This window comes from Acidiferrobacteraceae bacterium (genome assembly GCA_037388825.1).
Taxonomy (GTDB): Bacteria; Pseudomonadota; Gammaproteobacteria; order Acidiferrobacterales; family JAJDNE01; genus JARRJV01.
Window position 1 is genome coordinate 1 of the sequence record JARRJV010000023.1, and the last position, 14,446, is coordinate 14,446.

Consider the following 14,446-nt stretch of genomic DNA (forward strand, 5'->3'; position numbering starts at 1 on the left):
CGGACCCCACGGGTGGCGCCGGTATCGCCGCCGACATTGAGGCCATCGGCGCCTTTGCATGCCATCCGGCACCAGTAGTCACGGCGGTCACGGCCCAGGACACCCGGGGTCTCCGGCAGTTCACCTCCGTAGACCCGGAGTTACTTGTCGCACAGGCACGGGCCGTGCTCGAGGACATGCCAGTCGCGGCGCTCAAGACCGGCATGTTGGGCAACGAGGTGAATGTTGCTGCGGTTGCCACGATCCTTGGCGACTATCCGGAACTTCCGCTGGTGGTCGATCCTGTCACCCGCACGGGCGGAGGCGAAGCCCTGAGTGAAGGGAACCTGGAAGATGCCTACCGCGCGCTGCTGCTGCCACGCGCAACCCTGGTCACCCCGAACACCCTGGAGGCCGCGCGACTGGCACCGGAGGCCGATACCCCTGACGCCCAGGCGCAGGAACTGATGTCACTGGGGTGCGAGTTCGTTCTGATTACCGGGGGCCATGAAAGCGGCGATCGGATCGACAACCGCCTCTTTGGCAACCACCGCCTGCTGCAGACATTCTCCCAGGCGCGCCTGCCCCATGACTATCACGGCTCCGGCTGCACCCTTGCATCGGCCTGTGCCGCCGGCCTGGCCCAGGGCGCGGACCCGGTGACCGCCGTCGGTGCCGCTCTGGATTTCACCTGGCACAGCCTGCGATCCGGTGCTGCCCTCGGCATGGGGCAATACATTCCGAATCGCCGTTGGACCCTGGACGACAACTGATCGTGGACCGGGGAAAGTACGCGGCCGTGTCGGGTCTGTACGTCATCGCCGACACCTCCCTGATCCCTGGTGACCGGCTTGCCGAAGTCGTGGAACAGGCGATCCGCGGCGGGGCACGCCTGGTGCAGTATCGGGACAAGGGAACGGATGCAGACAGGCGGCGCCAGCAGGCACAGAAACTCGCAACACTCTGCCGACGATACCGGGTGCCGTTCCTGGTGAATGACGACATCGAACTGGCCGCCGCCGTAGGCGCCGATGGCGTGCACCTGGGACGCGAGGACGAATCCGTTGCCGAGGCCCGGAGGTCATTGGGCAGCGAGGCACTTGTCGGCGTATCCTGCTACAACGACATCGCGCGCGCGCGGGATGCGCAGGCAGCCGGCGCCGACTATATCGCCTTCGGCAGTTTTTTCCCATCGAGCACCAAACCGGAAGCGGTGCGCGCGGATACGGCGCTGTTGCAGGAGGCGCACGGCTTGCTGTCCCTGCCCGTGGTTGCCATTGGCGGCATCACCCCCGAAAATGGCGCCGAACTGATCGCCGCCGGCGCCGATGCCCTGGCCGTCATCACCGGTGTGTTTGCCAGCGACAACATCACCGCGGCGGCGGCGCGCTATGCCCGACTGTTCGAACGAAGGTCATCCGACGAAGCAGGTCCGCACGAAAACCCGATATCAGGAAACACCCATGAGCAATAAATCTTCAGAGCTGTTTCAACGCGCGAGCAAACACATCCCCGGGGGCGTCAATTCCCCGGTACGCGCCTTCAAGGGAGTGGGTGGTGACCCCGTTTTCTTCAACCGGGGCAAGGGCCCGTTTCTGTGGGACGAGGACGGCCAGCGCTACATCGACTACGTCGGGTCCTGGGGGCCCATGATCCTCGGCCACGCCCACCCGGCGGTCATCGAGGCGGTCAAGCGGACCGCGGACCACGGTCTCGGCTTTGGCGCGCCCACCCGCATCGAGATTGAGATGGCCGAACGGGTGTGTGAACTGGTGCCATCGGTGGAATCGGTGCGCATGGTCAGCTCCGGAACCGAGGCAACCATGAGTGCGATTCGGCTGGCGCGTGGGTTCACCGGTCGCGACAAGATCATCAAGTTCGAGGGTTGCTACCACGGCCACTCGGATTCCCTGCTGGTAAAAGCGGGCTCCGGCGCGCTGACTCTTGGGGTCCCGACTTCACCCGGGGTACCGACGGCGGTGGCCGAGAACACCATTACTCTGGAATACAACAATGCCGAGCAGGTGGAGTCGGTCCTGGGGGAAATGGGCGGGCAGATCGCGTGCGTGATTGTGGAACCGGTGGCGGGCAATATGAACTGCGTGCCCCCGGCCCCCGGATTTCTCGAAGGCCTGCGCAGCGCCTGCGACCGCAGCGGCGCCGTGCTGATCTTCGACGAGGTGATGACCGGTTTCCGCGTCGCCCGCGGCGGTGCCCAGGAGCACTACGGGATTGCACCCGACCTCACCACCCTGGGGAAGGTGATCGGCGGGGGTCTGCCGGTGGGAGCCTTTGGCGGCCGGCACGACATCATGGAACAAATCGCACCCACCGGCCCGGTGTACCAGGCAGGGACCCTTTCCGGAAATCCGCTGGCCATGGCCGCCGGCCTGGCGACACTGAATGAGTTGTCCATCGACGGCTTCCACGCAGCACTGACGGAACGGACCGCGGCACTGGCCGGGGGGCTGGCCGATATCGGCCGCGAGGCCGGGGTGCCGCTGCTCACCCAATCGGTTGGCGGCATGTTCGGGATCTTCTTCACCGAGGCGGAGCGCGTGGAGCGTTTCTCCCAGGTGATGGCCTGCAATATCGAGCACTTCCGCGGCTTCTTCCACGGCATGCTGGACCGGGGCGTCTACCTGGCCCCGTCGGCCTTCGAGGCCGGCTTCGTCTCCGCCGCCCACGGCACGGACGAGATCGACCAGACCCTGACCACGGCCCGCACCGTGCTTTCGACGCTCGCCTGAGAAAAAACAAAAAGGCCGGGCGAAGCCCGGCCAAAGTTATTGCACCCCTACGCTTTTTCTTAGCGTTTTTCAGCTGACGAGGATGTTCTCCTCGCCAAATCGAACCGTTGCGACGGAGGGCTGGATGATTTCCTCGCTCAGGGCGATGTCGATGCCGAGAATGGACACCAGGTCGTAGTGGTCCTGTACCCCGGGAAGCTCCTCACGCAGGTAGCCATAGTGAGTTTCATTCATGTAGACCAGATTCGGCTTGGCGCCGTGATTGAACTCGTAGTCATTCACCAGGTTTACGATATGGCTCAGCATCGTCTTGTCCTCGTTGACCCGTTGTTGCCCTTGGAGCGCACTGCCCTGCTCCGTCACGGATATACAAAGCAAGGCCCGTGCCAAACCGGGCAACGGGCAATAGGCACAGAAAATCAGTAACTTACGTAGGAGAAGACAGGCGAGGCGAGAAGACGGGGGATTCCGGCTGGCCGCAGACCGGCAGTCGGAATTCGTGAGACCTTCCATATAGGCGGATACGGCCTTGATCTCATCCAGGGACATGGAAAAGGCGATGTCCTGCATGGTCTTGTTGTCGTTGGTCCGGGTCCCATTCTTGAACGCGATCAGCTGCTTTTCCAGGTAAGCCGCATACTGGCCCGAAACCCGGGGGAAATTCGGTGGCACGCCCATTCCCGACGGTCCATGGCAACCCATGCAGGCAGGGACCTTGGTGCGGGAGTTTCCCCCGCGGTATAGCAGCTCACCCTGTTTGGCCAGCTTCATGTTGGTGGTTCCAATCCGGGTCATCGTCTGGCTGGCGAAATAGGCACCCAGGTTTTCCTGGTCACTCTTGCTCAGCCCGGTCGCCTGGGACGACATCACCGGATCCTTGCGCGCGCCGCTTTGGAAATCGGCCAGCTGTTTGGCGATGTAGTCGGCGTGCTGGCCCGCCAGCTTGGGGAACGTGGGCGCGGCACTGTTACCGTCGGCGCCGTGGCAGCCGGCACAACGACCCGCCAGGGCCTTGCCCGCCTGGGCCGTTCCGGCGGCCGGCGTTGCCGGGCTCATGGCCAACAGGCCCAGGCCAGCCAGGACAATCATGATTCTTTTCATGCGCTTTTCCTCTCCAAGTTTCCGCTTGCGTTCTGTTTCTGCGCCGGATTCCGGCCTGGCGTGCAGGCGGACAATGGTACACTCGGGCCGACCCCGCAGCCCTGGGTTCCGGAACGGTAGTAAAGGTAGTTTAGGGCCGCCTTATATATCAAGAGCCCGTAACGAGGTCAATTTTGGTGAAAAACCTGTCAGTTTTGTTCCGGTCAGCCGAGTTCACCCGCGGCGCGCCGTCCCTGTCCGCGTTGCCGCCGGACGAGGGACTAGAGGTGGCCTTTGCCGGGCGCTCCAATGCCGGGAAATCCAGTGCCCTCAATGCCCTGACCGAACGCAAGGCCCTGGCGCGCACCAGCCGGACCCCGGGCCGCACGCAGCACATCAACTTTTTCGACCTGCACACGGCGGATCCCGAGCGCCGGCTGGTGGACCTGCCGGGCTATGGCTACGCCAAGATCACCCAGTCCGTGCGCCGGCAATGGGAAAAGACCATGCACCGCTACCTGGAAACCCGGGGCAGCCTGCGGGGCCTGGTGCTGGTTTCCGACATCCGCCACGCCCTGACCGAGGGAGATCAATTGATGCTCGACTGGTGCGCCGCGGCGGACATGCCCGTGCACATCCTGCTGACCAAGGCGGACAAGCTGAGCCGGGGCCAGGTCGCCGCCGCCCGTCTGAAGGTGGAACGCGAGCTCGCCGAACGCTGGCCCGGGGCCACCGCCCAGGCCTTCTCGGCGCCAAAACGCGAGGGCGTGGAAGCGGCCAGGGAACGGATCGCCGCCTGGCTGGAGTACGACATTTCCAGCGGACAAAAAAAGACCCCGGATAAAGGGAGGATAACCGGGGCCGCAAAAAATCCTAGATATTAGGGTATCCAGGAGTACCCGCTCAGGGAGGAGGAGCGGGTGGGACGGTCGGGCGACCGTCCACGCATGTATAGACAGGTGGGACGGAAAAAGTTCACGACAGCCCCGCGGTTTACATGTTTTTACAATCCCCGAAACCTAACCCGAACTTTACGCGTTCTTGCGCCTAGTGGGCCTCGTCCCAATTAGCGCCATGGCCGATGTCCACCACCAGCGGCACCGCCAGGTTGGCGACTCCCACCATGTGGGTGCGCACCCGCTCCTCCGCCTGCGCCAAGTGTTCGCGCGGCAACTCGAACACCAGTTCGTCGTGCACCTGCATGATCATGCGCACCTCCGGAGCTTCGCATTCGATCCAGTGGTGCACGGCGATCATGGCCAGCTTGATCAGGTCCGCGGCCGTACCCTGCATGGGGGCATTGATCGCGGTGCGTTCGGCGTACTGCCTCCGGTTCATGTTGCTGGCACCGATATCGGGGACGTGCAACCGACGCCCGAACAGGGTTTCCACATAGCCCTTTTCCTTCGCCGACGTCCTGGTCCGGTCCATGTACTCACGCACACCCGGATAGCGGGCGAAGTACAGGTCAATGTATTCCTGGGCTGCGGCCCGCTCGATCTTCAACTGCCGCGAGAGACCGAAGGCGGACATGCCGTAGATCAGACCGAAGTTGATGGCCTTGGCCGCCCGCCGCTGCTCGTCACTGACCTCGTCCGGCGGCGTGGCGAACACCTCGGCAGCAGTGGAGCGGTGCACATCGGCGCCCTCCCGAAATGCCTGGCACAAGCCCTCGTCGCCCGACAGGTGGGCCATGATGCGCAGCTCGATCTGCGAATAGTCCGCCGACAGAATGATATTGCCCTCATCCGGCACGAAGGCCTGGCGGATGCGTCGCCCCTCGGCCGAGCGCACGGGGATGTTCTGCAGGTTTGGATCCGAGGACGACAGGCGGCCGGTGGCGGCCACCGCCTGATGATAGGAGGTGTGCACGCGACCCGTTCGGGCATTCACCATCTCCGGCAACTTGTCCGTGTAGGTGGACTTGAGTTTTGCCAGGCCGCGCCACTCCAGGATGCGCTGCGGCAAGGGGTAGTCCAGGGCCAGTTCCTGCAATACCTCCTCGGCCGTGGACGGTGCGCCCTTGGGCGTCTTCTTCAGGACCGGAAGGCCGAGCTTGTCGTACAGGATTTCCTGAATCTGTTTCGGCGAGGCCATGTTGAATGGCTGCCCGGCCAGGTCCTGCGCCTCCTGTTCCACCTCGACCATCCGTTTCGCCAGTTCCCGGCTTTGCTTCTGCAGCATGACCACATCGATGCCAACGCCGTTGCGCTCCATGCGCGAAAGCACGGGCACCAAAGGCATCTCGATCTCACGAAAGACCTTTTCCAGGGATGGGACTTCCTGCAGTCGCGGCCACAGGGTTTCGTGCAACCGCAGGGTGATGTCGGCATCCTCGGCGGCATAGGGTCCGGCCTGTTCCAGCGGCACCTCGCTGAACACAAGCTGGCCCTTGCCCTTGCCCGCCACCTCTTCGTACTTGATGGTCTTGTGGCCGAGATACTTCAACGCCAGGCTGTCCATGTCGTGACGGGAGGCGGTGGAATCGAGCACGTAGGATTCAAGCATGGTGTCGTAGGCAAACCCACGCATCTGGAATTCATAGCGCGCCAGCACACTCATGTCGTACTTAACGTTCTGCCCGACCTTGATACGTTCAGGATCTTCCAGCAGCGGCCTGAGTTGCGCCAATACCGTGTCCCGGTCCAGCTGCACCGGCGTATCGGGATAGTCATGAGCCAGGGGCACGTAGGCGCCGCTGCCGGCGCGGTCACTGAACGACACGCCTACCAGTTCCGCCTGCTGGGCATCGATGCTGGTGGTTTCGGTGTCAAAGGCGAACACATCGGCGACGGCCAGGCGTTTCATCCAGACTTCGAAGCGATCCATGTCCAGAACGGTTTCGTAATCCTCCTGTGCCTTCTCCACTGACGCGGCATTGGCCCCGCCGAGTTCGGCCAGCCAGGTGCGGAACTCAAGCCGCGCAAACAGTTCGCGCAGTGCTTCATCGTCGTGGCCGTCACGGGCGAGATCTTCAGGCGCCACCGCCAGTTCCACGTCCCGGCGGATGGTCACCAGCTCCCGGCTCACCTTCAGCTGCTTGAGCGCGGTGCGCAGGCTTTCGCCGACCTTACCTTTGATTTCGTCGGCATGTTGCACGACTCCGTCAAAAGAACCGTATTGCTCCAGCCACTTCACGGCGGTCTTCGGTCCCACGCCCGGAACCCCGGGGACGTTGTCGGAGACGTCACCCACGAGCGTGAGGTAATCGATCATGCGTTCCGGCGGCACGCCGAATTTCTGCACCACGCCGTCGTGGTCATAGACTGCGTCCTTCATGGTATCGACCATGCGCACGTGTTCATTCACCAGTTGCGCCAGGTCTTTGTCGCCGGAAGAGATCACGGTTTCCCGCCCCTCGGCGGCGGCCTGGTTCGCCAGGGTGCCGATGACGTCATCCGCCTCCACACCCTCCACTGACAGCACCGGGATCCCCATGGCGCGCACGATCTCGTGCACCAGGGGCACCTGGGGACGCAGGTCCTCGGGCATGGGGGGCCGATTGGCCTTGTATTCGGGATAGATGTCGTTGCGAAAGCTCTTGCCTTTGGCGTCGAAAATCACCGCGATATACTGGGGATCGTAATCCGTCAGCAGTTTGCGCAGCATATTGGTCATGCCGTAGATCGCCCCGGTTTTCTCGCCGGTCGAGGTACTGAGGGCGGGCATGGCGTGAAACGCCCGATACAGATAGGATGAACCGTCAACCAGGACCAGGGGCCTGGTTTCCGGTTTGCTTTCGGAATTCATTTTTCTGGTACCAACCCTTTTCTATGCCGACCCGGTGCAATCATGAATGGTGACAGTTCCAGTCACGACAAGAAGGTCCCCACCTCCCTGCCTTCGGGCGTCATGTCCCGTGAATCGTGGAAAATTTTCCAGATCATGGCGGAATTCGTCGACGGTTTCGAGCACCTGTCCCTGATTCAGCCTTCGGTCAGCATTTTCGGCTCCGCCCGCACGCGCCCCGAACACGAACACTACCTGCTGGCGGAAGAGATCGCACGCCGTTTGTCCGTAGCCGGTTTTGCCGTCATCAGTGGCGGCGGTCCGGGCATCATGGAGGCCGCGAACAAGGGCGCCCAGGGCGGACAGGACATCAGTCTCAGCTTCCAGCACTTCTTCGCACGCAAGGTGATGTTCGTGAAATACGCCAAGGCATACGTGGTCATGCCCGGCGGCTTCGGCACCCTGGATGAGGTGATCGAGGCCCTGACCCTGATCCAGACGGGCAAGAGCGTGCGCATGCCGATCATTCTCGTGCACCGGCCCTTCTGGACGGGTCTCGTGGACTGGTTCCGTGACACCCTGATCACCGAAGGTGTAATCAGCCCGGAAGACATGGACCTGTTCACGATCGTGGATACCGCCGACGAGGCCCTGGACACCATTTTTTCCTTCTACGAGAAGAGCGGTTTCGAGACCTCGGAAAAGGAACAGGAAATCAAACTGAATCTGTAGCTTCGTCGCGGCCAGAGGGGCAACGACGAAAACTTCGAACAAGACCATGTCCGTGTACACAAGCATCAGCGAGGACGAACTGCGATCGTTTCTCGCCGACTATGACGCCGGGGGGCTCGTAAGTTTCGAGGGTATCGAGTCCGGCATCGAAAACACGAACTATTTTGTCACCACCGACCGCGGTGAATATGTGCTGACCATTTTCGAACAGCACACGCGCGAAGAACTGGGTTTCTTTCTTGAACTCACCGCCTGGCTGGCGGAGCACGATATCCCCTGCGCCCACCCTTCGCGCAATCGTGCCCATCGCTACCTGGGTGAGTTGCGGGACAAGCCGGCGGCACTGGTGGACCGGCTGCCCGGTGCCTCGGTGGAGAACCCGGATCGGGAACAATGCGCCGCCGTCGGCACGGTGCTGGCGCGGCTGCACCTGGCCGGGCGCGACTTTCCTCATGACCGCGCCAATGACCGGGGCCCCCACTGGTGGCGCGAGACTGCCGAGGCGGTGCTCCCGAAGCTCGAGCCCCCAGACCGTGCGCTGCTGCAGACGGAGCTCGCCTACCAGGCGGAACGACGTGCAGCGGATCTGCCGCGGGGCATCATTCATGCCGATCTGTTTCGCGACAATGTCCTGTTTCAGGATCACGGCCTCAGCGGCCTGATCGATTTCTACTATGCCTGCCGCGATGTTCTGTTGTACGACCTGGCGGTCACCGTCAACGACTGGTGTTCGGATGAAGACGGAAAGCTCGATCCCCGGCGCGCGCAGGCGATGCTGCTTGCCTATAATTCCATTCGTCCGCTGGACAAAGTCGAACGCACCAACTGGCAGGCTATGTTGCGGGCCGCGGCCCTGCGCTTCTGGCTCTCGCGGCTGCAGGACATGCACTTTCCACGGGAAGGGGAGATGACCCATATAAAGGATCCGGGCGTGTTCAAACGCATCCTGCTGCACCGCGCCGCCCCGGGCGGCGACGCGCCGGAGCTCTGGCCCGGCGACGATGCGCAACTTGGTACGGCCTGAGGAAACGACGATGGAAATCAGAAAATTCAAAACCAGGCAGGCAGTTCAGTGGCTGTCCTGTGGCCTGCGGTTCTGGCGCCGCAGCCCGGTGTTGTGGAGCGTCGCCTCCCTGATCGTCCTGGCCCTGACCTACCTGTTCGCGAGTGTTCCGGTGCTGGGGGTCGTGGTCATCCTGTTTCTGGCCCCCGCCGTTCTGGTCAGCGGCCTGATGCAGCCACGCACAAACTCCGTGGCGGTGGAGGAACGCCGCCGGCAGACCGTGAACGACCGGCTGCTGGCCCCGCTTCGCGCCTGCTTCGGTGTCTTCAGCACGGGCAATGATGCCTTCGTAATTGCCCTGGTCGGGCTGGTGGTACTCGCCCTGGGCATGGTGATCCAGATTGTGTACCAGGTTTCGGCCGGACCCGCCGTGATCGCCCCCGTGTCCCTGCTTGATGTCGGAGCGATCAATGCCTTGCACTACCTGGGCGGCTATGTGCTGGCCTGGATCGTGGCGATTCCCTTCGTCGTGTTCCTGATGTTCAGCCTGCCGCTGTTCTTCGTGGAAGACGTCCCCTTGCCGGATGCGCTGGGCCTCGGCCTGCGCGCCCTGACCAGGAACGCGATCGCGCTGATTCCGTTCATCGCCTCCCTCATGACACCGCTGTTCGTCGCTGGCCTGGCGCTGAAGATCTCCCCGATCGCCGGTCACATCCTGCTGCCCGTCGCCGGGTTCATTACGGTCCCGCTTTTCATCAACAGCAATTTCTGCAGCTACAAACTGACCTTTCACTAGACCGAGGGGGCCGCCATGGCGTTCACCCTGTACTACGGCGAGGAACTGGGGCGCTACAACTTTGGCGCCGCCCATCCCTTTGGCCCCGACCGCCTGGACGCCTTCTGGAATGAAACCCGCTCACGGGGCCTGGATCAAAAGGTGGACATCGCGCATCCGCAGTCCTGCGGCGAGGACGCCCTGCTTCGTTTTCACACGCCGGACTATGTCGAACGCGTGCAACACCAGTCGAAGACCGGGGCCGGTCTGCTGGACTACGGCGATACCCCCGCCTTTCCCGGGGTGTACGAGGCAACGTGCACGGTCGTGGGTACCGGCCTCGCGGCCGCTGAACACATCCTGGCCGGTGGCCAACGGGCGTTCATTCCCATCGCCGGCCTGCACCACGCGCGCCGCAACCGCGCCGGCGGCTTCTGCGTGTTCAACGACATTGGCGTGATCATCGAACAGCTGCGCGCCATTCACGGGATCGAACGGATCGCCTACGTCGACATCGATGCCCACCACGGGGACGGGGTGTATTACTCCTTTGAAGACGACCCCGGGGTGTTCATCGCCGATCTGCACGAGGACGGCCGCTATCTCTACCCCGGGACCGGCCGCGCCGACGAAACCGGCAGCGGCGAGGCCGCAGGCACCAAGCTGAACATCCCCCTGCCCCCGAATGCGGATGACGAGACATTCCGCCGGGAATGGCCCCGGGTCGAGGAACTGCTGCGGGGCGCGCGGCCGGAGTTCATCCTGCTGCAGGCGGGTGCCGACAGCATCCTGGGCGACCCCATCACCCACATGGCCCTGAGTCCCGCCAGCCATCGCATGGCGGCGGAGCGTTTGCGCGTGCTGGCCGATGAGCTGTGCGCAGGGCGCCTCCTGGGCCTGGGCGGTGGTGGCTACAATCGCCGCAATCTGGCCCTGGCCTGGAACGAGGTCGTCGAGGCATGGGTGGACTGAGGATGTGCCCGGACGGCAGTTTCAGTAGACTGATGCGTCCCGGGAACAGATTCGTCTGACACAAGAAGAAACGCCACAGGAGGAGCAATGGAGCGACGCAGATTCATGAAGGCCCTGGCCGCGGGCGGGGTGGGCACGGCGCTGGCCGCCTGCAGCAAGAAGGAACAGGCGGCAACCGGCGGTCCAGCCGTCAGCGGCAAGACCTACAACTGGAAAATGGTCACCACCTGGCCGCCGAACTTTCCAGTGTTCCAGGAGGGCGTGGAACGATTCGCCCGTGATCTCGCTACCCTCAGCGGCGGCCGGCTGAACATCAAGGTCTACGCCGGCGGCGAACTGGTGCCGCCGCTGCAGAGCTTCGATGCCGTGTCCCAGGGTACGGTGGAGATGGCCCACGGGGCCGCCTATTACTGGGCGGGCAAGATTCCGGCGGCGCAATTCTTCAGCGCCGTGCCCTTTGGCATGAACGCCCAGGGCATGAACGCCTGGTTCTACAGCGGCGGCGGTATCGAACTGTGGCAGGAAATCTACGAGCCCTACGGCGTGGTGCCATTGCCCTTCGGCAACAGCGGCGTGCAGATGGGTGGCTGGTTCCGCAAGAAGATCAACAGCATCGCCGATCTCAAGGGCCTGAAGATGCGCATCCCCGGGCTGGGCGGCAAGGTCATGGCCAAGGCCGGCGTGGACCCGGTGCTGCTGGCCGGTGGCGAGATCTATACCGCCCTCGAACGCGGTGCCATCGATGCCACCGAGTGGGTGGGGCCGTACCACGATCTGCGCCTGGGTCTGTACCGCGCCGCCAAGTACTACTACTACCCCGGCTGGCACGAGCCCGGCACCGCCCTGGAGCTGACCATCAACAAGAAGGCGTGGGACGGTCTACCCAAGGATCTGCAGCTCATGATTACGACCGCGGCGGCGGCGGCGAACATCTGGATGCTGTCGGAGTTCGAGGCCAAGAACCTGTCGGCCCTGCAGGAACTGCAGAACAAATACCACGTGAAGACCTATCCGTTCCCGGACGACGTGATCCGTACCCTGCACAAATACTCGCGCGAGGTGTTGAAGGAGAACGCGGCCAAGGACCCGAAGTTCAACAGGGTCTATACCGCCTACGAGAAGTTCGCCGCCAACAATTCGGCGTGGAACGAGATCTCGGAAGCGGCCTACGCGCGCGCACTGAAGCTGTAGGCCGGAAGCGCGGGGACCAACATGAAGCGCCGGCAATTCCTCCAGGGCGCCGCCCTGGGCGGGGCCACCGCCCTGGGCGCACCCGCCGTGCACGCGGAAAAGCGTTTTCAGTGGAAGATGGTGACCTCATGGCCGCCCAATTTTCCCATCTTCCAGGATGGCGCCGAACGATTCGCGCGCGAACTCGACACCATGAGCGGAGGGCGCCTGCATATCGAGGTCTATCCCGGCGGCGCCCTTGTCCCTCCCTTGCAGGTGTTCGACGCCGTGTCCCAGGGCACGGTGCAGATGGGCCACAGTGCGTCGTACTACTGGGCGGGCAAGGTGCCGGCAGCGCAGTTCTTCACCACCGTTCCCTTCGGCATGAATGCCCAGGGTATGAATGCCTGGATGTATCAGGGTGGCGGCCTGGAACTATGGCGCGAGGTGTACAAACCATTTGATGTGCACCCCATCGCCATGGGCAATACCGGTGTGCAAATGGGTGGCTGGTTCCGCAAGGAGATCAATCACATCGCCGATCTCAAGGGCCTGAAGATGCGCATCCCCGGGCTGGGCGGCAAGGTCATGGCCCGGGCCGGGGCCGATCCGGTGCTCATGGCCGGCGGCGAAATCTATACCGCTCTGGAACGGGGTACCCTGGACGCCACCGAGTGGGCCGGGCCGTTCCACGACATGCGCCTGGGTCTGCAGCGCGCGGCCAAATACTACTACTATCCCGGCTGGCACGAGGCGGGTCCGGTGCTGGAACTGTCCATCAACCGCCGTGCCTGGCAGTCCCTGCCGAACGACCTGCAGCGCATGGTGGAAACGGCGGCGGCATCGGCGAACCTGTGGATGTTGTGCGAGTTCGAGGCCAGGAATCTGGCGGCGCTGCGCGAGCTGCAATCCCACTACAAGGTCAAGATTCTCGCCTTCCCCGATGAGGTGATCCATGCCCTGCACGGCTATACCCGGCAGGTGCTGCATGACGAGGCAGCGGCCGACAAGACCTTCGCCCGCGTCCATCGCGAGTACGAGAAGTTCCGCAAGGTGAATGACGCCTGGCGGGCCGTATCGGAAGCGGCGTACGCCCGCGCGCGCGAGCTCTGACGCTACCCTACTGTCCGAATCGCTTGCCGCCTTCCCGCAGGTAGCCCGCCTCTTCTTCGGTACTGGCCCGGCCCAGGGCCGCGTTGCGATGGGGGAAGCGGCCGAAACGGCGGATGATCTCCCGGTGTTCCCGCGCGGAATTGAGAAAACCCTCGGCCGTCGGCCGGTAGGCCTCGTCGGTATCGGCGACCAGTCGTTGGTAAGCGGCAACCCCGGCGTCCTGCGCCGCCAGGTCCTCGATGTGCTGGTGGGGCATGTAGGAAAATCCGCGCTGGAGAAAATGGAGTTCCCGATCCCGGCCGCTGGCAAGCAGCTCATCGGAATGGCGCAAGGCCAGGGCATCGTGGGCGAAGGCGCGCGCATCGCCCCGCCAGATGTTGCGCGGAAACTGATCCAGCAAAAGGATCAGGGCCAGCATGGGCCCGGGTTGGGCGCGCCAGTCATCAAGCCCGCCGGTGGCGGCCCGTTCGACCCAGGACCCGAAGCGTTCGCGGATTTCGCCGTCCAGGGCATTGCCGGACCTGAACCATCGTTTGAAATGCGCGCCGAGTTCTTCCGGACGCGCCACCAGCGCATCACCGAACCAGTAGTCCAGCACCGCCCGCGGATCGGGCTCAGTCATCGTCCACGAGACCGAGGCGCTCGTGCCAGTCGATGATGGCTTCCTTCGGGTAGCGCGGGAACTGTTCGTCGTTCGCCTGCGGGTGCAGCTCGCACCAGGGCGCGCGGAAGTCCAGCATCATGTAGGTGTGCTCCGGCGGCACCGGCAAGGGAGTATCGACCGAGGAGGCGAAGGGATAGATCCATTGTTCCCATCGCGGATCGTAGACCCACAGCGCGCTGCCGCAGTGCTTGCAGAAGTGCCGTCTACCCGGACTCTGGCGACGCTCCCCCGGGTTCGATTCGTCCTCGATCAGGGCGTGGTACACCGAGACGTGTTCCATACCCTCTACCTGCAGCGAGTCGGCCTCGGCCATGATGTTGATGGCATAGCCGCCACCGCCCGCGGTCTTGCGGCAGATGCTGCAATAGCAGCGCATGTACGGATACGGCGTGCGTGTGTGGGCGCGATAGCGCACGCGGCCGCAGTGACAGGATCCCTCGATCTGCATCGTTTCGTCCCTCCGCCCTGGCGTCGCGCCA

At 63.5% G+C, this 14,446-nt stretch carries 14 protein-coding genes; 10 read left to right on the top strand and 4 right to left on the bottom strand.

The genetic code is table 11. The features are described from left to right. The 3 genes from P8X48_05785 to hemL form a co-directional block, all read left to right on the top strand. Window positions 1-752 (top strand): hydroxymethylpyrimidine/phosphomethylpyrimidine kinase (locus P8X48_05785; protein ID MEJ2106827.1); only part of this gene is annotated, 752 nt, incomplete at its 5' end. Further along, window positions 731-1,453 (top strand): thiamine phosphate synthase, encoded by a 723-nt coding sequence (gene thiE, locus P8X48_05790; protein MEJ2106828.1) that lies wholly within the window; start codon window positions 731-733, stop codon window positions 1,451-1,453. The genes P8X48_05785 and thiE, both read left to right, overlap by 22 nt. Continuing rightward, window positions 1,443-2,729 (top strand): glutamate-1-semialdehyde 2,1-aminomutase, encoded by a 1,287-nt coding sequence (gene hemL / locus P8X48_05795; protein ID MEJ2106829.1) that lies wholly within the window; start codon window positions 1,443-1,445, stop codon window positions 2,727-2,729. The genes thiE and hemL overlap by 11 nt, the downstream gene beginning before the upstream one ends. Window positions 2,730-2,798: 69 nt before the next feature. Here the strand turns inward: hemL and P8X48_05800 are convergent, their stop codons facing one another. Next, entirely contained in the window at window positions 2,799-3,830 is a 1,032-nt protein-coding gene (locus P8X48_05800; GenBank protein ID MEJ2106830.1) for a c-type cytochrome, read from the bottom strand. 185 nt (window positions 3,831-4,015) lie between these two features. Between P8X48_05800 and yihA the strand changes: the two genes are divergently transcribed. After that, a complete protein-coding gene (gene yihA / locus P8X48_05805) occupies window positions 4,016-4,693 on the top strand; it encodes a ribosome biogenesis GTP-binding protein YihA/YsxC (protein MEJ2106831.1) in 678 nt (225 codons plus the stop codon). Window positions 4,694-4,856: 163 nt separating this feature from the next. Here the strand turns inward: yihA and polA are convergent, their stop codons facing one another. After that, window positions 4,857-7,559, bottom strand: coding sequence for a DNA polymerase I (gene polA, locus P8X48_05810; GenBank protein ID MEJ2106832.1), 2,703 nt, complete (start codon window positions 7,557-7,559; stop codon window positions 4,857-4,859). A 42-nt stretch (window positions 7,560-7,601) separates the two neighbouring features. Here polA and P8X48_05815 point away from each other — a divergent pair, with 42 nt between their 5' ends. From P8X48_05815 to dctP (P8X48_05840), 6 genes are all read left to right on the top strand, one after another. After that, window positions 7,602-8,270 carry an LOG family protein gene (locus P8X48_05815; GenBank protein MEJ2106833.1) on the top strand — a complete coding sequence of 223 codons (669 nt, stop codon included), beginning with the start codon at window positions 7,602-7,604 and terminating at the stop codon, window positions 8,268-8,270. Window positions 8,271-8,316: 46 nt separating this feature from the next. Further along, on the top strand, window positions 8,317-9,294 hold the full coding sequence (locus P8X48_05820) for a homoserine kinase (GenBank protein ID MEJ2106834.1): 978 nt from the start codon (window positions 8,317-8,319) through the stop codon (window positions 9,292-9,294). Between the two features lie 10 nt (window positions 9,295-9,304). After that, window positions 9,305-10,069, top strand: coding sequence for a hypothetical protein (locus tag P8X48_05825; GenBank protein MEJ2106835.1), 765 nt, complete (start codon window positions 9,305-9,307; stop codon window positions 10,067-10,069). 15 nt (window positions 10,070-10,084) lie between these two features. Further along, the gene (locus P8X48_05830; protein ID MEJ2106836.1) at window positions 10,085-11,020 is read left to right on the top strand and encodes an acetoin utilization protein AcuC; all 936 of its coding nucleotides are present in this window, start codon (window positions 10,085-10,087) and stop codon (window positions 11,018-11,020) included. 87 nt (window positions 11,021-11,107) lie between these two features. Continuing rightward, window positions 11,108-12,211 (top strand): TRAP transporter substrate-binding protein DctP, encoded by a 1,104-nt coding sequence (gene dctP, locus P8X48_05835; protein ID MEJ2106837.1) that lies wholly within the window; start codon window positions 11,108-11,110, stop codon window positions 12,209-12,211. 21 nt (window positions 12,212-12,232) lie between these two features. Continuing rightward, a complete protein-coding gene (gene dctP / locus P8X48_05840; GenBank protein ID MEJ2106838.1) occupies window positions 12,233-13,303 on the top strand; it encodes a TRAP transporter substrate-binding protein DctP in 1,071 nt (356 codons plus the stop codon). Between the two features lie 7 nt (window positions 13,304-13,310). On the opposite strand, the gene P8X48_05845 is transcribed toward dctP (P8X48_05840), so the two are convergent. Further along, on the bottom strand, window positions 13,311-13,925 hold the full coding sequence (locus P8X48_05845) for a DUF924 domain-containing protein (protein MEJ2106839.1): 615 nt from the start codon (window positions 13,923-13,925) through the stop codon (window positions 13,311-13,313). Further along, a complete protein-coding gene (locus P8X48_05850) occupies window positions 13,918-14,415 on the bottom strand; it encodes a GFA family protein (protein ID MEJ2106840.1) in 498 nt (165 codons plus the stop codon). Before P8X48_05850 ends, P8X48_05845 begins: the two co-directional genes overlap by 8 nt. Window positions 14,416-14,446 lie beyond the last annotated feature (31 nt).